Source organism: Kordia sp. (assembly GCF_045105435.1).
GTDB lineage: Bacteria > Bacteroidota > Bacteroidia > Flavobacteriales > Flavobacteriaceae > Kordia.
The window spans coordinates 16,087-33,828 of record NZ_JBGCDL010000383.1 but is presented as its reverse complement, the minus strand read 5'-3'; the positions used below and the strand labels follow the sequence as shown (position 1 = coordinate 33,828).

At 34.9% G+C, this 17,742-nt stretch carries 18 protein-coding genes and 2 pseudogenes; 17 read left to right on the top strand and 3 right to left on the bottom strand.

Annotated features, from left to right (window positions below; genetic code table 11):
* Positions 1-105, top strand: a pseudogene (locus tag AB8B65_RS19575) (prohibitin family protein); the annotation flags it as partial.
* Positions 106-478: 373 nt separating this feature from the next.
* On the opposite strand, the gene AB8B65_RS19570 reads toward AB8B65_RS19575, so the two are convergent.
* Together AB8B65_RS19570 and AB8B65_RS19565 are read right to left on the bottom strand one after the other, a co-directional pair.
* Positions 479-1,051, bottom strand: a complete 573-nt coding sequence (locus tag AB8B65_RS19570) for a hypothetical protein (RefSeq protein ID WP_405302971.1) — start codon at positions 1,049-1,051, stop codon at positions 479-481.
* Between the two features lie 21 nt (positions 1,052-1,072).
* Complete coding sequence (locus AB8B65_RS19565; protein ID WP_405302970.1) at positions 1,073-1,915, bottom strand: OmpA family protein; 843 nt, start codon at positions 1,913-1,915, stop codon at positions 1,073-1,075.
* A gap of 336 nt (positions 1,916-2,251) precedes the next feature.
* On the opposite strand from AB8B65_RS19565, the gene hisG reads away from it, so the two are divergent.
* The 12 genes and pseudogenes from hisG to AB8B65_RS19505 all read left to right on the top strand — a co-directional run bounded on the left by hisG (position 2,252) and on the right by AB8B65_RS19505 (position 11,915).
* Entirely contained in the window at positions 2,252-3,109 is an 858-nt protein-coding gene (gene hisG, locus AB8B65_RS19560; RefSeq protein WP_405302969.1) for an ATP phosphoribosyltransferase, read from the top strand.
* Entirely contained in the window at positions 3,109-4,392 is a 1,284-nt protein-coding gene (hisD, locus tag AB8B65_RS19555) for a histidinol dehydrogenase (RefSeq protein WP_405302968.1), read from the top strand. The genes hisG and hisD overlap by 1 nt, the downstream gene beginning before the upstream one ends.
* Positions 4,393-4,446: 54 nt before the next feature.
* The gene (gene hisC / locus AB8B65_RS19550) at positions 4,447-5,499 is read left to right on the top strand and encodes a histidinol-phosphate transaminase (RefSeq protein WP_405302967.1); all 1,053 of its coding nucleotides are present in this window, start codon (positions 4,447-4,449) and stop codon (positions 5,497-5,499) included.
* Positions 5,500-5,599: 100 nt separating this feature from the next.
* A complete protein-coding gene (gene hisB / locus AB8B65_RS19545) occupies positions 5,600-6,733 on the top strand; it encodes a bifunctional histidinol-phosphatase/imidazoleglycerol-phosphate dehydratase HisB (protein WP_405302966.1) in 1,134 nt (377 codons plus the stop codon).
* 165 nt (positions 6,734-6,898) lie between these two features.
* Entirely contained in the window at positions 6,899-7,480 is a 582-nt protein-coding gene (gene hisH / locus AB8B65_RS19540) for an imidazole glycerol phosphate synthase subunit HisH (protein ID WP_405302965.1), read from the top strand.
* Positions 7,481-7,715: 235 nt separating this feature from the next.
* Positions 7,716-8,435, top strand: coding sequence for a 1-(5-phosphoribosyl)-5-[(5-phosphoribosylamino)methylideneamino]imidazole-4-carboxamide isomerase (hisA, locus tag AB8B65_RS19535; RefSeq protein WP_405302964.1), 720 nt, complete (start codon positions 7,716-7,718; stop codon positions 8,433-8,435).
* 51 nt (positions 8,436-8,486) lie between these two features.
* Positions 8,487-9,242: an imidazole glycerol phosphate synthase subunit HisF gene (hisF, locus tag AB8B65_RS19530; RefSeq protein ID WP_405302963.1), complete on the top strand. Its 756-nt coding sequence runs from the start codon at positions 8,487-8,489 to the stop codon at positions 9,240-9,242.
* 170 nt (positions 9,243-9,412) lie between these two features.
* Positions 9,413-10,024, top strand: a pseudogene (gene hisIE, locus AB8B65_RS19525) (bifunctional phosphoribosyl-AMP cyclohydrolase/phosphoribosyl-ATP diphosphatase HisIE); the annotation flags it as partial.
* Between the two features lie 151 nt (positions 10,025-10,175).
* Complete coding sequence (locus AB8B65_RS19520; RefSeq protein ID WP_405302962.1) at positions 10,176-10,559, top strand: hypothetical protein; 384 nt, start codon at positions 10,176-10,178, stop codon at positions 10,557-10,559.
* A 172-nt stretch (positions 10,560-10,731) separates the two neighbouring features.
* Positions 10,732-11,520, top strand: coding sequence for a tRNA pseudouridine(38-40) synthase TruA (locus AB8B65_RS19515; protein WP_405302961.1), 789 nt, complete (start codon positions 10,732-10,734; stop codon positions 11,518-11,520).
* A 121-nt stretch (positions 11,521-11,641) separates the two neighbouring features.
* Positions 11,642-11,779, top strand: coding sequence for a hypothetical protein (locus AB8B65_RS19510; protein ID WP_405302960.1), 138 nt, complete (start codon positions 11,642-11,644; stop codon positions 11,777-11,779).
* Positions 11,769-11,915: a hypothetical protein gene (locus AB8B65_RS19505; protein WP_405302959.1), complete on the top strand. Its 147-nt coding sequence runs from the start codon at positions 11,769-11,771 to the stop codon at positions 11,913-11,915. The genes AB8B65_RS19510 and AB8B65_RS19505 overlap by 11 nt, the downstream gene beginning before the upstream one ends.
* A 132-nt stretch (positions 11,916-12,047) precedes the next feature.
* Here AB8B65_RS19505 and AB8B65_RS19500 read toward each other — a convergent pair whose 3' ends face one another.
* On the bottom strand, positions 12,048-13,370 hold the full coding sequence (locus AB8B65_RS19500) for a DEAD/DEAH box helicase (RefSeq protein ID WP_405302958.1): 1,323 nt from the start codon (positions 13,368-13,370) through the stop codon (positions 12,048-12,050).
* A 195-nt stretch (positions 13,371-13,565) separates the two neighbouring features.
* On the opposite strand from AB8B65_RS19500, the gene AB8B65_RS19495 reads away from it, so the two are divergent.
* The 4 genes from AB8B65_RS19495 (at position 13,566) to AB8B65_RS19480 (ending at position 17,742) form a co-directional block, all read left to right on the top strand.
* Positions 13,566-15,542, top strand: coding sequence for a LodA/GoxA family CTQ-dependent oxidase (locus AB8B65_RS19495; protein ID WP_405302957.1), 1,977 nt, complete (start codon positions 13,566-13,568; stop codon positions 15,540-15,542).
* Positions 15,529-16,638, top strand: coding sequence for an NAD(P)/FAD-dependent oxidoreductase (locus tag AB8B65_RS19490; RefSeq protein WP_405302956.1), 1,110 nt, complete (start codon positions 15,529-15,531; stop codon positions 16,636-16,638). The genes AB8B65_RS19495 and AB8B65_RS19490 overlap by 14 nt, the downstream gene beginning before the upstream one ends.
* Before the next feature lie 98 nt (positions 16,639-16,736).
* Entirely contained in the window at positions 16,737-16,919 is a 183-nt protein-coding gene (locus tag AB8B65_RS19485; RefSeq protein WP_405302955.1) for a hypothetical protein, read from the top strand.
* Between the two features lie 139 nt (positions 16,920-17,058).
* Positions 17,059-17,742 (top strand): DUF2461 domain-containing protein, encoded by a 684-nt coding sequence (locus AB8B65_RS19480; protein WP_405302954.1) that lies wholly within the window; start codon positions 17,059-17,061, stop codon positions 17,740-17,742.

Below are 17,742 nucleotides of genomic sequence, written 5' to 3'. Positions count from 1 at the left end.
AAAGGAATTGAAGCTACGATAAAACTTTCAGAATCACCAAATTCTAAAGTAATTGTAATTGGTTCAGGAGAAAGCGGAATGCCTTTAATACTTGGGAATCAATAAAAAAAGAGCATACAAATAACATATAAAACAAAAGGGAAACTGGCTTATAGTTTCCCTTTTTTAATTTGTAAACTATATGTAATTTTAGGTGCTAGAGGGAAGCTAATAGTTCAGGTAGCTATCCTGGGTTTATTTGTATAATATTCAATTATTATTGAATGATTTAATATTTTTGACTTTTTTTCACCAACAGCAAAAAGAAGTTTAAGAGTTTATAGGTTTAACAGTTTACGTTTTGATTTAAAAATGAGTGTAAACAACTTAACTGACAACGGAGCGCAGCGACCAACAGATAACCATTGATACAAAGCTTAATATGTAAAACTCAAAATATACTATAAAAAAGAATTTTTAAGACACTATCCTAAAAAGTCTACTTCTCCGAACTCAATCGCTTACTAAAATCAGTATTGCCACCTTTTTTCAAAACATTAGCTTGTCCTTTCCAATCGTCGCGTTCAATACGACCTGGGAAAAAAGAAATCAACTCCGTAACGGCTTGCATATCTTCCTGTGTAAACTTACTAATTTGATCAAAAGTATAAATTCCGATAGTGTTCAACTTCTCTTCAATAAAAGGACCAACACCTTTAATGCGTTTCAAATCGTCTTTATCAGAAGCATCTGCAACACCAAAACTATCAAAATTTAAAGGTGAACTTTCAATATCTAATTCTTCATTCGAATCTGAATCTGAATCTACTGCTTTACCAGAACGTTCACGGGTTTTAACAGCACGAACTCCTTTAGAAGGTGCATAACTCGTATTTACAAAGTCTTCTTTGTTTTTCTTTTTCTGCTTAGCTAGTAATTTCTCATATTTTTGTTTCGAACTTCGTTTCGCAAAAATCCATCCAATCAAAAAACAACCAAAAGCCAGTAAGAATACTACAAAATATTCCCAACCAGAAACAGGTGTAAGATTTGTTAAAAATAAAAATGACATATAATCAATTAGTTGTGTTAGTTAATCTTGTGTTATATTAATCTCAATGCGTCTATTCAATCGTTGTCCTTCTTTGTCATTTGGCGCAATTGGTTCCGTTTCACCTTTAGAAGAAATCGTTAATTTATTAGCGTCAATTCCTTGCGAAATAAAATATTGCATCACACTCTTAGCGCGTTCTTTTCCAAACCACAAATTCGCTGCCGCATCACCATTACTATCGGTATGACCAATAATTTCAACAGTTTTTGAAGGATATTTTGCCAAATAACTTTTCAGTTCAATAGTATAAGTATTTAATGTATTATCGGGTGTAAATGTTTTTGAACCAAAAGCAGCATACAAAATCTTAGAAGCAATACTTTCATCAAGCATTTTAATGCGTTCGGCAGACATTTTTTGATACTCGTACGCAAATCCTTTATCATAATCATTTGCGGAAGAAAACTGAAAATCTTCTTGCTTAGTTTGCAAAACCACACGATCTGTATTAATTCCGAAATCAGCCAATCGCTCTTTCAAAATTTCGTTTCGCGAAAGCGCAACAGTACCACTTTCATCTTTACTAAAAAATGAAGTAACTATCAATTCTTCCTTTTGATGTGTATTCAAATAATCAAAAAATTCTTGTAAAGGATTTGAAACTGAATCAATCAATGAAACATTATTAGCATTCTTTGAAATAGAAAAAGGTAAAAAAGTAAGTGTTTTTTTGACAGGAACTTCCTTAATAATTGTAACGGTATCAACAGCTACAGAAGCATTAGGGTCTTCGCAAAGATTCTTTACATTGCATTCGTAATAACGAAATCCAAAGTAAAACCATGTACAAAAAAGCACAAAGGCAGTTACAAAATATCTCATAGGTGGGCTGACTATTAATGTTCTAAAATTAGGAATTCATTTTTGTATATCACAATCATAAGTCAAAAAAAATGCTTACAATCACATATATTCGATAAAATGCAGGAAAATAATTTTAAAAAACACTAGGAAGCAATCAAAAATATTAATTACATTTGCAAGAGTAAAAAAATAAACATGCCTTATACACAATTACATCACCATCATTCTCATACTTGCCATCAAGCGAGCTGATAATGTATTGAAGTAATTTCAAAATATATTAAAAACCCGTTTGAATACATCAAGCGGGTTTTTTTATGCCCAATTTTTGTATTCAAGCACAAAAAATTAACAATGAAAAAGTTAAAAATTGCCATTCAAAAATCGGGTCGACTCAACGAAGATTCGCTCAAAATCTTAAAAGACTGCGGAATTTCCATCGATAACGGAAAAGCACAACTCAAAGCATCAGCTCGTAACTTTCCACTCGAAGTCTTCTATCTCAGAAATGGCGATATTCCACAATACTTGCGCGACGGCGTTGTAGACATAGCCATCATTGGAGAAAATGTACTTGTCGAAAAAGGCGCAAATATTACCATCGCCGAAAAACTCGGATTCTCCAAATGTAAAGTCTCTCTAGCCATTCCAAAAGAAAAAACATACAACTCTGTAAAAGATTTTGAAGGTAAGCGCATTGCAACTTCGTATCCAGAAACAGTAAAAGCATATCTCAAAGAAAAAGGCGTCAATGCAGACTTACACATCATTAGCGGTTCTGTTGAAATTGCACCAAACATCGGACTTGCCGATGCTATTTGCGATATCGTTTCCAGCGGAAGTACACTCTTCAAAAACAATCTAAAAGAAGTAGAAGTCATGCTAATTAGTGAAGCGGTATTGGCAGTTTCACCAAAAATTCAACCCGAAGAACAGCAAATACTTCAAAAATTACAATTCAGAATTCAATCAGTATTAACTGCCCGATCATCCAAATACATTCTACTCAACGCGCCAAACGACAAAATAGACGCCATCAGTAAAATATTACCCGTATTAAAAAGTCCAACCATACTTCCATTGGCACAAGAAGGCTGGAGTTCACTACATTCAGTTATCAAAAAAGAAGACTTTTGGGAAGTCATTGACGAACTCAAACAAAATGGCGCAGAAGGAATTTTAGTATGTCCAATCGAAAAAATGGTACTCTAATGAAGAAAATTTTCAATCCAAAACCAGCAACTTGGTCAGCAATCTTAAAGCGTCCAACGCAAACTGTTGACGACATTGAAGCTACGGTTTCGCAAATCTTTTCGGAAGTTCAAAAAAACGGCGATCAGGCAATCAAAAAATACACATCGTTCTTTGACAATGTGGTGTTAGATAATTTTGTTGTCAGTCAAGCTGAAATAGACACTGCTTCAAAAAACGTTTCAGACAAACTCAAAGCGGCCATTGCTCTCGCAAAGGCAAATATTACTTCATTTCACGCGGCACAAAAAACCGCTCCTGTAACGATAGAAACGACTCAGGGCGTACACTGTTGGCAAGAAAAAAGAGCCATCCAAAAAGTTGGTTTGTATATTCCTGGTGGAACAGCGCCTTTATTCTCAACCATCTTAATGTTGGCAGTTCCTGCTAAAATTGCAGGTTGCAACGAAATCATTCTGTGCACGCCACCAAACAAACAAGGAAATGTAAATCCTGCCATATTATACACGGCACAACTTTGCGGAATTACCAAAATATACAAAGTAGGAGGCATTCAAGCCATTGCAGGAATGACATTCGGTACGGAAACCATCTCCAAAGTATACAAAGTATTTGGACCAGGAAATCAATTTGTAACGGTTGCAAAACAATTAGCTACCAAATACGGAGTTGCCATTGACATGCCAGCCGGACCAAGCGAATTATTGGTAGTTGCTGACGAATCGGCAAATGCAGACTTTGTAGCTTCCGACTTGCTAAGTCAGGCAGAACACGGAACTGACAGTCAAGTACTAATGGTGACAACATCTGAGAACTTTCTCACGGAAGTGGAAAAAGCAGTAGCATCACAACTAAAACAATTGCCACGAAAAGAAATTGCACAAAAAGCCATAGACAATTCAAAGCTAATTTATGTCGAAAACGATCAAATCGCATTGGAATTAATCAACGAATACGGACCAGAACACTTTATCATCTGTGTAAAAGATGAAGATTTCTACACGAATGGAATTCAAAATGCAGGTTCAGTTTTTGTGGGGAATTACACGCCAGAAAGTGCGGGCGATTATGCTTCAGGAACCAATCACACCTTACCAACAAACGGCTATGCAAAAGCCTATTCGGGCGTAAACTTAGCGAGTTTTCAAAAAAGCATGACATTTCAAAAAATAACAGAAACGGGAATCCAAAACATTGGAAACGCAATTGAACTCATGGCAGAAGCAGAAGGCTTACAAGCACACAAAAATGCTGTTAGTTTACGCTTAAAAAGTTTAAAATAATCGTATTTGTCACATTGAGCGCAGTCGAAATGCGTTTGAAACAATAAATTAATAATGAACACATTCAACCTAAACAATCTCATCAGAGAAAACATAAAAATACTCAAACCATATTCCTCTGCAAGAGACGAATACAAAGCTTCTGGCAGTGAAATGGTATTCTTAGACGCCAACGAAAACCCGTATGAAAACGGCGTAAATCGCTATCCAGATCCAAAACAAAAAGATGTAAAAATGGCTTTGTCAGAAGTAAAAAAGTGTAATCCAAACAATATGGTTTTGGGAAATGGAAGTGATGAAATTCTCGATTTAATTTTCAGAGCATTCTGCGAGCCAAAACAAGACAACATCATCACATTGCCACCAACGTACGGAATGTACAAGGTTTTGGCTGGTGTAAATGATGTTGCCGTAAAAGAAGTAGTATTGTCAGAATCATTTCAACCAAAAGCGGATCAAATTTTAAATGCAGCAGATGAAAACAGTAAAATCTTATTTCTTTGCTCACCAAATAATCCAACAGGAAACAGTTTTGAAACAGAAACGGTAGAAAAACTACTCAAAGAATTTAATGGAATCATAGTGATTGACGAAGCATACATAGACTTCTCAAGCCAGGAAAGTTGGTTGAATCGGCTTGAGGAATTTCCTAACCTTATCATTACACAAACGCTGTCAAAAGCGTATGGAATGGCAGGCATCAGACTTGGAATTTGTTATGCTTCGTTCACTATTGTTGAAGTTTTAAATCGCATCAAACCGCCGTACAATGTCAATTTACTAACGCAATCGCGTGCTTTGGAGCGCATTCAAGATCAAGAAACGGTACAAAAGGAAATTACTGAAATTCAAGAAAACAAAGGGCAATTAACAAAGGATTTGGGAAATGTGACTTTTATCACAAAAATATATCCATCAGATGCCAATTTTATTTTAGTTAAGGTTGATAATGCCGATCTTCGCTACCAGCAATTAATTGATCAAGGAATTGTAATCAGAAACCGAACAACGCAGCCTTTATGTGAAAACTGTTTGCGGCTTACGGTGGGAACGACTATTGAAAATCAAAGACTGATTTCAGAATTGTTAGCAATTTCAAAATCTTAATAACAAAATTATGTGATGCTGAATCAAGTTCAGCATGACGAAAATAACTAAAAACGTCACACTGAATTTGATTCAGTGTCACACAAGAAATTAAAAAATCATGCGTAAAGTACTATTCATAGATCGTGACGGAACGATCATCAAAGAACCAGCCGACGAGCAAATAGATAGTTTTGAAAAACTAGAATTTTATCCGAAAGCCCTGTCAGCACTAAGAAAAATTGCCAACGAACTCGATTTTGAATTGGTAATGATTACAAATCAAGATGGTTTGGGAACGGAAGTATATCCGGAAAATACATTTTGGCCTGTACACAATTTTATCCTTCATACACTAAAAGGAGAAGACATTGTTTTTGATAAAATTGTTATTGACAGAACTTTTGCCAAAGACAATGCGCCAACTCGTAAACCCAATACAGGTTTGTTAACGGAGTATTTTTCTGATGATTATGATTTAGCGAATTCGTTCGTAATTGGCGATCGTTTGACGGATATCGAATTGGCAAAAAACTTAGGTTCAAAAGGAATTTACATCAATGATAAAACGTTTTTAGGAACTGATGAAATCACGGTAAAACGTTCTGATTTAGATCAATACATTGGTTTAGAATCGAACGATTGGGATGAAATTTACGCATATTTAAAAGCGAAAGAACGCAAAGCTTCCTTAACTCGAAATACCAACGAAACGAAGATTCAAATCGATTTGAATTTAGATGGAACTGGAAAATCGAATATAGAAACAGGAATTGCATTCTTTGATCACATGTTAGATCAAATTGCACGTCACGGACAATTGGATTTGGATATTATTGTCAAAGGCGATTTGGAAGTTGACGAACATCACACCATTGAAGATACAGCAATTGCTTTGGGTGAAGTGTTTGCAGAAGCTTTAGGAAACAAATTGGGCATAGAACGTTACGGTTTCTGTTTACCAATGGACGATTGCTTAGCGCAAGTAGCGATTGACTTTGGAGGAAGAAATTGGTTGGTTTGGGAAGCCGACTTTAAACGTGAAATGATTGGTAAAATGCCAACAGAAATGTTTTATCACTTTTTCAAATCGTTTACTGATGGCGCAAAAGCAAATCTAAACATTAAAGCAGAAGGCACAAACGAACATCACAAAATTGAAGCAATCTTTAAATCGTTTGCAAAAGCAATCAAAGCAGCTGTAAAACGAGATGTCGAAAAAATGATTTTACCATCAACAAAAGGAATGCTTTAGGGAATTATAAATGTTGAATTATAAATTTTAAATGTAAATGGAGTATTTCGATAGCATTCATCTAAAAATTCACCAAGTGTCACTTCGAGTGATTTTCGACAGAAAATTGTATCGAGAAGTACTTTGAAATATAAAAGATACTTTTTAAGACCCAATACTAAATAAATGAAAACAGTTATCATAAATTACGGCGCAGGAAACATACAAAGCATTAAATTTGCGTTGCAACGATTAGGTGTGGAAGCAATTTTAAGCAATGATATTTCTGTAATTAAAAACGCAGACAAAGTCATATTCCCAGGTGTAGGCGAGGCGAGTAGCGCGATGAAAAAGCTAAAAGAAAGTCAGCTTGATGCAATCATACCGACCTTAACACAACCCGTTTTAGGAATTTGCTTAGGAATGCAACTCATGTGTAATTCATCAGAAGAAGGAAACACAAAAGGATTGGGCATTTTTGATACGGAAGTCGTTCGTTTTTCCTCAACTGTAAAAGTGCCACAAATTGGCTGGAATACGGTTCAAAATTTAAAAAGTCCATTATTTGAAGGAATCCGCGAAAGCGAATATATGTATCTGGTTCACAGTTATTACGCTAAAAAATCAAGTGAAATCATTGCTGAAAGTGAATATGACATACAATATGCTTCTGCATTGCAAAAAGATAATTTTTACGGAGTGCAATTTCATCCAGAAAAAAGTAGCAAAGCAGGAAGTCAACTACTGCAAAATTTTCTAAATCTGTAAATTATAGATGTTAGAATTGTACATCAATCTCGTACAGTGTAAAAGAATTAAAACGTTTCAAATAGAAAAATGAGACTTTTAACGATTAGATCAATAAATAATGAAATTAGAATGTTGAATTGCAAATTGAAAGATTTACTTTTTAAAAAAGTAATATTTCGACAAGTACGCTGTAGAGAAACAACAAAGCGCACTGATAAACGAATCAACAAAATAGAAATCAATACAAAATAAAATGAGAATCATTCCAGCTATAGATATCATCGACGGAAAGTGTGTCCGACTTTCGAAAGGTGATTATGATACGAAGAAGATATACAATGAGAGTCCGTTGGAAGTCGCAAAACAGTTTGAAGATGCAGGCATTCAATATGTTCACATGGTAGATTTGGACGGCGCAAAAGCAAAACATATTGTGAATTATAAAGTGTTAGAACTTGTTGCTTCTAAAACGAATTTAAAAATTGATTTTGGAGGCGGATTAAAATCAAACTCCGATTTACATGTTGCATTTGAAAGTGGCGCCAAACAAATTACTGGCGGAAGTATTGCTGTAAAAGACAAAGAACTTTTTACACAATGGATTCAAAAATATGGTAGAGAACGTATCATTTTAGGTGCCGATGCAATGAATGAAAAAGTGGCAATTAGCGGTTGGCAAGAAGAAAGTAGTGAAGAATTGATTCCGTTCATTCAAGAATACTTAAAAAAGAACATTCAATATGTAATCTGTACAGATATCGCCAAAGACGGAATGTTAGAAGGTCCATCGTTCGAATTATATAAAAGAATTATTGCCGATAGTGATTCGAGATTAAAATTAATCGCTTCAGGCGGAATATCTACTTTTGACGAATTGCCAAAACTCAAAGAACTCGGTTGTGAAGGTGTCATTATTGGCAAAGCGATTTATGAAAATAAAATATCGCTCAAACAGTTAGAAAAATTAGTATAAAAAAGAAACAGATTGCTTCACTTCATTCGCAATGACGTAAAAAATATAAAAATGCTCACAAAAAGAATCATTCCGTGTTTAGATATCAAAAACGGACGTACGGTAAAAGGTGTCAACTTTGTCAATCTTCGTGATGCTGGCGATCCTGTAGAACTGGCAAAAATATATGCGAATGAAGGCGCAGATGAATTAGTTTTTTTAGACATTTCGGCAACGGAAGAACGCAGAAAAACATTGCAAAAACTGGTTTTGGATGTCGCTTCACAAGTAGATATACCATTTACGGTTGGTGGCGGAATTTCTTCTACAGAAGATGTAGATCGCTTATTACAAGCAGGCGCAGATAAAGTTTCTATCAATTCGGCAGCAGTCAAACGACCAGAATTAATCAATGAATTGGCTTCCAAATTTGGCAATCAATGTATTGTGGTTGCTATTGATGCGAAACAAATTGATGGCGAATGGATTGTACATTTGGTTGGAGGAAAAGTTCCTACGGAAATGAATCTATTCGATTGGGCAAAAGAAGTGGAACAACGTGGCGCAGGTGAAATTCTGTTCACATCAATGGACAATGACGGCACCAAAGATGGTTTTGCAAACAAAGCACTTTCAAAACTCTCAAAAACAGTAAACATTCCAATTATAGCTTCTGGAGGCGCAGGAAATATGCAGCATTTTACAGACACTTTCGTGGATGGAAACGCAGATGCAGCGTTGGCAGCAAGTGTGTTTCATTTCAAAGAAATTGGAATTCCAGCACTCAAACAAGATTTAAAAAATAACGGAATAAATGTCAGAATTTAAACTTTGAAAGTTATTAGGTTTTTGGGTGTTAGGAAGTTTCTTAAAAACCTACAAATACACGGATTAACAAATCAACAAAAAACAAAGTTTATAAGTTTACGTTTTGATTTAGAAAGTATTGTAAACAACTTAACAGACAACAGACAACAGACAACAGACAACAGACAACAGACAAAAAACAGATGAATATAAATTTCAATAAAAATAATGACGGACTTGTTCCTGTAATCATTCAAGATAACGATACCAAAAACGTATTAATGCTTGGATTTATGAACGAAGAAGCATACGCAAGAACGATTGCCCTCGAAAAAGTAACTTTTTATAGTCGAACAAAACAACGTTTATGGACAAAAGGAGAAGAAAGTGGAAATTTCCTGAACTTAGTTAGCATTCAAAATGATTGTGATAAAGATACATTACTCATCAAAGTAAATCCTGTTGGACCAACGTGTCACAAAGGTTCAGGTACATGCTGGAACGAAGAAAACACCATGTCTTTTGGATTTCTAAGTGAATTAGAAGACACAATTCAAAATCGCAAAGAAAACAAAGAAGATGAAAAAAGTTATGTGGCTTCACTCTTCCGAAAAGGAATCAATAAAATTGCACAAAAAGTAGGGGAAGAAGCTGTAGAAGTCGTTATTGAAGCCAAAGATGATAATGATGATTTATTCTTAGATGAAAGTGCCGATTTACTATTTCATTATCTAATTCTGCTTCAAGCAAAAGGCTACAAACTCAATGATATTGTGAATGTATTGAAAAGTAGAGAGAAGTAAATAAACAACTAATGAAGTTTAAAAGTTTATAAGTTTAGCTTCCGAAACAAAATATCGAAAAACAAATCAACGAATTGACAAAAGACAAATGAACAAAAAACAACCAACAAAGAAAAATTCCCTATTATTGCAGTGTCCATAGCAAAAAAACATGTTCGATCAACTATTTTACAAAACAATTCTAAGTTACAAGTCGCAAGACAAAAAGCGTAAACACCGAAAACTAATGTCTTTGGCAACAAATTACATTACGGTGCTTCAGCTCAGTATTCTTATCGTTTTGTGTATTGTTTTGTTCAAGGCAACCAATAGCAACTTTTTGCGTTACTATTCAATCTATCTGCAACTCTTTTATATTGCCTTATCGGGAATCGTATTGTATATTTTTAATGCGCTGTATTACAACGGAAAACGCATGTTGCAAATCAAAAACAAAGCCATTAAGGAAAATACAAAAGGAACTGATGTTTGGAAACTTTGGAGCATTCCGATCGTGATTTTAGTACTAAGTTTCATTCTATTAAATGCAGCCTAAATTGGTGTAACATTTAGAGATTTACAATGCATTACTTCGAGTCATTTTTGAAGAAAATTGTATCGAGAAGTATGATGAAATACTAAATTTAAATCCTAAAAATATAGGTTTCAAGAAAAAACAAACAAGCAAAGCGTCCAAATAAACAAATCAATAAAGAATAATAAACAACTTGAAAAGAAAACGCTATTACTATCTCATCACGCTACAATACTTAGGATTTCGCTATCATGGATGGCAAAAACAGCCCGATGTGAATACCGTACAGCGCATGACAGAACGAACATTAGCGTATGTATTTGGGCATAAAAACTTTAAACTATTAGCTTCCGGTCGTACAGATGCAAAAGTATCTGCCAATGAAATTGCGATTGAATTATTTTTGGATAATGAAACGCTCGATATTCCTGAGTTTTTACCGCTTTTCAATCAAAACTTACCACAAGATATTCGCGCATTGGCGATTACGGAAACCAATGAAAAATTCAATATCATTCAGCATCCGAAAGTAAAAGAATACATTTACTTATTTGCCTTTGGTGAAAAATACCATCCGTTTGCAGCGCCGTATATGACAAATGTTCTAGGTGATTTGGATGTCGAATTGATGAAAAAAGGAGCAAAGCTCTTTGAAGGAAATCACTATCTAAAAACCTATTGCTACAAACCTACAGAACACACGGTTTTAGAAGGCAAAATAGAACTTTGTGAAATCATAGAAAACGACTTATACACCGCAAACTTCTTCCCAAAACAAAGCTATGTATTGCGTGTACAAGGTGCAGGATTCAAACGGCATCAAATCCGCATGATGATGGGAACTTTAATTCTATTAGGAAAACACGAACTTAATTTAGACTTCATCAAGCGTTCCTTATTACCAGATTCTACACTAGAAGTAAATTACATTGCGCCAGCTTCAGGGTTAATGCTTAATAAAATGACATTTAAGGACTTATAATCTATTCCTATCACTTCTACTTAATAGGTTTCGCCTAAATTAAATCACTTCAAAAGACAACCTTTAATTCATAAACCAACGGTATCGTTGCTTGTGTATGCATATTTTCTATGCTAATTTCATGCTATTATTAATTCAAAAAAATAAAAGCATGTTAGAAAAATTCAAAACACAAATTATTGAAAACCCACAAACTATTCAAGGTGGTGCAGCAGACTCAGAAGACTTTATTATTACTGATGATCTTGATGGAGCTTAAATCAATTACAAACTTAAAATCTACAAATATGTTAGAAAAATTTAAAACACAGATTATTGAAAATCCACATGCTATTAAAGGTGGTGCAGCAGATTCAGGCGATTTTGTAATTGTCGATGATATTGATGGAGCTTAAAAATAAAGAATGATAAAAAGAGGTTTTAAAAGCCTCTTTTTTATTTCAAAATTACAAAATAGTATTATTTTCAATCTAACAATCTAACAATCTAACAATCTAACAATCTAACAATCTAACAATCTAAAAAGTCTAATCACGTCGTCTATTTCGAGAACGAGAATTTCGCTTCTTATTTCTAGAATTTGAATTCGAATTCGAATTTGAAGAATTATTCGTATTTCTATTTTTTTGGCTTCCGCCAGAACCGCCTCTTTGTGAAGCATTCGATTTCTTTCTCGATCGTTGTGGACGTTCCTGTTTTGGTGGCGGCGTATAATTTGGATCGGCTTCAAAACCTTCAATTTCTTCTCTAATTAACTTTTCGCCTAGCAACTTCTCAATTCCTCTCACATATTCGTATTCTTCCGCAGAAACTAACGAAATTGCTTCACCACTGGCGCCAGCTCGACCTGTACGTCCAATTCTGTGTACATAATCTTCAGGAACATTAGGCAATTCAAAATTAATTACGTGTGGCAATAACGGAATATCCAAACCACGAGCTGCAATATCTGTAGCAACTAAAATTCGAATAGTTCCTTTCTTAAAACCATCCAATGCTTTTGTACGAGCATTCTGTGTTTTATTTCCGTGAATCGCAGCCGAACTAATATTACTAGAAATTAGTTTTTTACTCAATCGGTTAGCACCATGTTTTGTTCGTGTAAAGACCAAAACTTGACTCCAATTTCCATCAGAAATCAATTTAATCAACAATGTTGTCTTTTGCGGTTTATCAACATTATATACTTTCTGAATTACTTTCTCAGCAGTTGTATTTTCAGGAGTCGCTTCAACCGAAACAGGATTATGTAAAATGCTCTGTGCTAACTTTTTAATGTCTTTTGAAAACGTCGCTGAAAACAATAAATTCTGTCTTCTCTTCGGAACAAGCGCAATCACACGTTTAATATCGCGCAAAAATCCCATGTCCAACATTCTATCGGCTTCATCTAACACTAACATTTCTACTTTCGCTAATGACAATGCTCCTTGACTTTGCAAATCGAGTAATCTTCCAGGTGTTGCGACCAAAATATCAACTCCATTTCGTAAAGTTGCAATCTGTGGTTTTGCGTTTACACCACCAAAAATTACGGTAGAACGAATATCTAAAAACGTACTATATTCCTTCACATTTGCATACACTTGCGCGGCCAATTCTCGCGTAGGCGTTAAAATCAATGCTCTAATTGGGCGTCTGCGTAATGGTGGCTCTTGCGATAACAATTGCAACATTGGCAAGGTAAAACCTGCTGTTTTTCCAGTTCCTGTCTGTGCAGATGCCAAAACATCTTTGCGTTCTAAAACTAATGGAATTGCTTTTGCTTGAATGGGAGAAGGCTCAGTATAGCCCTTTTTGCTGATAGCACGCAATAATGCATCAGATAATCCTAATGATTTGAATGACATAAAAATTGTTTGTGAAATGACAATCTTTATGGTAAAACCTCATTTCTGTGTTATGAGGTCAAATGTACAACCATTTTTATCATTTCACTCCAAAATCACGTACAATTACTTGTTGATTATCTTATAAATTCAATCTAAATTAGATATTTTTAGAAATCAAGCAATAAACCAAAATAGATAATCAACACAAAAACCATGAATACAAACGAAATTAAAAGCGTTGCAATTTATCCTCCAATCGGAATTGCGCGTATTGGAAACTCTGAAGAATACCTTTTTGCGCCAGACATTCCTGGAGTTGAAATTACGCCAGAAGGCGGTTATAAAGACAGTCACGGACGTGTAAAAAAGCAAGTGGCACGTTTTAGAATTTACGCTTTGGGCGAAAATGACAAAGTTTTAGGCGAAATCACAGAAACAGAAAGTAGCAATATTCATTGGCGAATTCAAGTCGCAAATGTAAAATCGGCTTGGTATATGTTTAACAATGCTTTAGACATACCAGACGCAGGAATTCCTTCAAAATATAGAAACGCAAGTGTATCTGATAGAAGTCAATTAGCAATCACGCCAAATTCCGTAAATATTAGTGGCGCAAATGAAACTGGTGACAAATACAATTTTGATGATGGCGAATTCTTCGGTAAAAAAGTAAAACTTGGTCATGTAGAAACGGATGCACAAGGAAGATTGCTCTTTTTTGGTGGCGATGGCGATTCGGCTTCAAAAGATAACAAACCAGCTATAACCTTTGCAAACAATGAAGGTTGGCATGATGATACTTGCGATGGTGTTGTACGTGCTACCGTAATTATTAACGGAAAAGAATTTGATGCAGAACCTGCAAATGTTGCCGTTACGCCTCCAAATTTTGGCCCTGGATTGTACGGAGTTGTAACCATGAATGATGTGGTACAAGACTTATTTATTCGTGAAATGAACTATCCAGATTCTGCGGCAAATGGTGTTGTTTTTTACGAACATATTTATCCGATGTTTGAACGCATGACAGATACACAATGGGTAAATCAAGGATTTTTTATGTTATTTGGAAAAAATTCTCCATCTGACTTTACAGATCCTGCACTAAAACAAAAATTAGAAACTCCTTCAAAAGAACACAAAGCTTTACGCGAACGAATCTTTGCATGGTTTAGAGATCCAGACTCACAAGAATATACGCCAGCAAAAGTACCACCTTTTTATGGTGATGGTTTTGGCGAATATGAAAATATTGCCATTGTCGATTTACCAATTACGCGAACTCAATACGCACGTTTGCAAAAATGGGCAAATGGCGACTTTACTACGGGAACACCAAAACAATACATTCCTTTCGATGAATTATCACCTGCAGAACAAGTAAATGCACTAAATCAAGCGCCAATGGAAGAATGTTTGGGCGGACCATTTCATCCAGGAATTGAACTTACTTGGCCAATGCGCGTGAAACAAATGTGGAAAAAACCATACCGATTAAACGTTGTAAAAGAAGGAGAAGCTACCGATTTAGATTTTGGTCCTTTATTATCGCCATCGATCGTATTAGGGAAAGTAAGACTTACAGATGCGAATGGCATAGATAAAGATGGACCTTTGGCAAAAAGTGGTCCTGGTTCATTAACACGCTGGTTAGGAGTTCCGTGGCAAACGGATGAAGCAAGTTGTTTATCTGGTTACGATCTTACATTATACTTGCCATTACCATCGTTTTGGGCAGCTCGCGTACCAAATCAAGTGTTAAGTGAAGACAGTTACAAACGTAGTATAGAAACGCCAAATTTAAACATAGCGCAACGTTTAAAACATTTTGATTACCGTCAAGATTGGCTGCGCGATTTAGGTTCTGAGTATCAAACTAAAATCAATCACATGATTTCAGAATGGCACGAATTGGGAATTATCGCGAAAACGGAAAGTGAAGTCGAAAATGCGCAAGGTTTTTTACCAACTGTTGTTTGGAAAGAAACGGGACGTAAATTTGGGGAACACGATCCTACGTATGATCAAGTTGTTGCCGCAGAAACCATTACAGGTGATGAAAAAGCAAAATTAATGAAAGCCGCTGCACCAATTATTACTTTAGACGATGGCGCTCGTGTTGCAAAAGCCGCTTCACATTCGCAAAAAAGTACACGTAAAAGAAGAAGAGTTTCTCGTGGAGAACGATAAAAATACATATCAAGTAGTTATTGTCGGTGGCGGTCCTGCGGGAATTGCCACCGCAATTACATTGCATGCCAGAGGAATTCGTTGTTGTGTGGTGGAAGCACAGGAAACACCTGTTCGGAAATCGGGAGAAGCCATTCCGCCAAATGCAAAACCTTTGTTGAAACAATTAGGAATTTTGTCATTGATTGAAGACGAAAAGCATCAAATTTATTACGGAAATAAAAGCTGTTGGGGAAGCCATCAATTAGACCAAAAAGAATTTTTAGCAGATCGTTTGGGACATGGTTTTTTATTGGACAGATTGCATTTTGAAACACAATTGCAAGCATTATATCAAAACACAAAAAGTATATTTTACAATGGTTTCAAGCTGAAAAAAGTAGTTTCAGACGAAATTAAAACAATTGTAACTATTGAAAATTCTTCCAAAACTAAAACACTTACCTGCGATTTTATAATTGATGCAACAGGACGAAAAGCTTCTGTTTGCAGACATTTGAACGTTCAAAAAGAAAATTTAGATTCTCAATTTGCGTTGACATTCAATCTAAAACTTTCAGAAAAAATTCCGAATGAAATCATCGTAGAAGCTACTGAAAATGGTTGGTGGTATGTGGCTCCGTATTGTAAAAATGAAGTCACAATGATGTTTTTTACACTTAAAGAAATTCTTCCAACAAAAGAACATATAAATACATTTCTTCAAGATGAATTTTACAAAACCATTCATCTGTCAAAAATAATTACACAGTTAAAAATAGATACTGTTAAAATGATGCCTGCGGGCACAAGCTGTTTGCAAATTCCGTATGGGGAAAACTGGTTAGCAGTTGGTGATGCGGCATATTCGTACGATCCAATTTCTTCGTATGGAATTACATCTGCATTGGCTTCAGGTTTTTATGGCGGTCATGCTGTGGCAGATTTTTTACACGGAAAGCCAGAAGCGTTGCCAACCTATAGATATGTAGTTGAGAATGCATTTAGAGCGTATATGGAAAAACTTGTGATACATTATCAATTAGAGAAACGATGGGAGCAGAGTGATTATTGGACATATAGATTGTCGGCTTTTTCTCCAAATATTACTTCATAAGCAATAGATTACTCGGTATTTATACATCACGACTTCTAAAGTTTTTACAAAGCAGTTGAAGTTACTAGTTTTAGCACATTAACTAAAACTGTATACAAATGAAAAAACAAAAATTAGACAAGCTTTTCCTTAAAAAACAAGTAATCTCAAAATTTGATTACAATAAAGTTGTTGGAGGATTGGCAAGAAGTCTTAGTACATGCGATCAAAAAGCACAAAATCTGGCAAATGAAGTTGTATTTATTAAAAAATGTTGTTATGAAATTCCGACAAATGGATGATTTATAATGGAGTGCTAATTTTTATATAAGCATTCCTAAAAAAAATAACTTTAGTAATTAAAAGCGAACATTTTACTTGTTCGCTTTTATTTTTTATACTCAACAACAATTTTGTATTTTCGTTCAAAACCAACGAACGATGAACGAAACGATCCCAAGAGAAACTTTTTCTTTTTTAAATAGACTACAAAAAAATAATAACCGTGAATGGTTTACAGAAAATAAAAAAGAATTTAAGGAGATTGAAAGAGAAGTAAAACAGTTTTTTAATCAATTAGGCGAGTATTTAAACAAGTACGATCAAATTGATAAGGTAAAAGTATTCCGTATTTACAGAGATGTTCGTTTTTCAAAAAATAAGATACCGTATAAAACTCATTTTGGCGGAAGTTTTCATAGAGTAAAACCTAGATTGCGCGGTGGTTATTACTTGCATTTGGAACCAAACGACAATTCTTTTATTGCGACTGGTTTTTGGGATCCGAATAAGGATGATTTACTCCGAATTCGCAAAGAATTTGAAATGGATGCGACTGAAATTAGGGAAATTATCACTAAAAAATCATTTAAAAATGTTTGGGGAGAAATTGAAGGTGATGAAGTTAAAACGGCGCCAAAAGGATTTAGCAGAGATCATGAATCAATTGATTTAATTAAAAAGAAACAATTTATTTTTACGAAAAAATTTACAGATAAAGAAGTGACAGCTGCCGGTTTTATGGAGCAAGCATCGAATGATTTTAAAGTAATTCGCCCATTTTTTAATTATATGAGCGAAGTGCTAACTACCGATTTAAATGGTGTTTCTTTGATTGAAGAGTAA

Coding starts and splice junctions, on each gene's coding strand:
- AB8B65_RS19565 (WP_405302970.1), bottom strand. CDS start 1,915: ATGAGATATTTTGTAACTGCCTTTGTGCTTTTTTGTACATGGTTTTAC.
- AB8B65_RS19520 (WP_405302962.1), top strand. CDS start 10,176: ATGTTCGATCAACTATTTTACAAAACAATTCTAAGTTACAAGTCGCAA.
- hisH (WP_405302965.1), top strand. CDS start 6,899: ATGAAAACAGTTATCATAAATTACGGCGCAGGAAACATACAAAGCATT.
- hisF (WP_405302963.1), top strand. CDS start 8,487: ATGCTCACAAAAAGAATCATTCCGTGTTTAGATATCAAAAACGGACGT.
- AB8B65_RS19480 (WP_405302954.1), top strand. CDS start 17,059: ATGAACGAAACGATCCCAAGAGAAACTTTTTCTTTTTTAAATAGACTA.
- hisC (WP_405302967.1), top strand. CDS start 4,447: ATGAACACATTCAACCTAAACAATCTCATCAGAGAAAACATAAAAATA.
- AB8B65_RS19485 (WP_405302955.1), top strand. CDS start 16,737: ATGAAAAAACAAAAATTAGACAAGCTTTTCCTTAAAAAACAAGTAATC.
- hisA (WP_405302964.1), top strand. CDS start 7,716: ATGAGAATCATTCCAGCTATAGATATCATCGACGGAAAGTGTGTCCGA.
- hisG (WP_405302969.1), top strand. CDS start 2,252: ATGAAAAAGTTAAAAATTGCCATTCAAAAATCGGGTCGACTCAACGAA.
- hisB (WP_405302966.1), top strand. CDS start 5,600: ATGCGTAAAGTACTATTCATAGATCGTGACGGAACGATCATCAAAGAA.
- AB8B65_RS19510 (WP_405302960.1), top strand. CDS start 11,642: ATGCTATTATTAATTCAAAAAAATAAAAGCATGTTAGAAAAATTCAAA.
- hisD (WP_405302968.1), top strand. CDS start 3,109: ATGAAGAAAATTTTCAATCCAAAACCAGCAACTTGGTCAGCAATCTTA.
- AB8B65_RS19500 (WP_405302958.1), bottom strand. CDS start 13,370: ATGTCATTCAAATCATTAGGATTATCTGATGCATTATTGCGTGCTATC.
- AB8B65_RS19495 (WP_405302957.1), top strand. CDS start 13,566: ATGAATACAAACGAAATTAAAAGCGTTGCAATTTATCCTCCAATCGGA.
- AB8B65_RS19505 (WP_405302959.1), top strand. CDS start 11,769: ATGGAGCTTAAATCAATTACAAACTTAAAATCTACAAATATGTTAGAA.
- AB8B65_RS19570 (WP_405302971.1), bottom strand. CDS start 1,051: ATGTCATTTTTATTTTTAACAAATCTTACACCTGTTTCTGGTTGGGAA.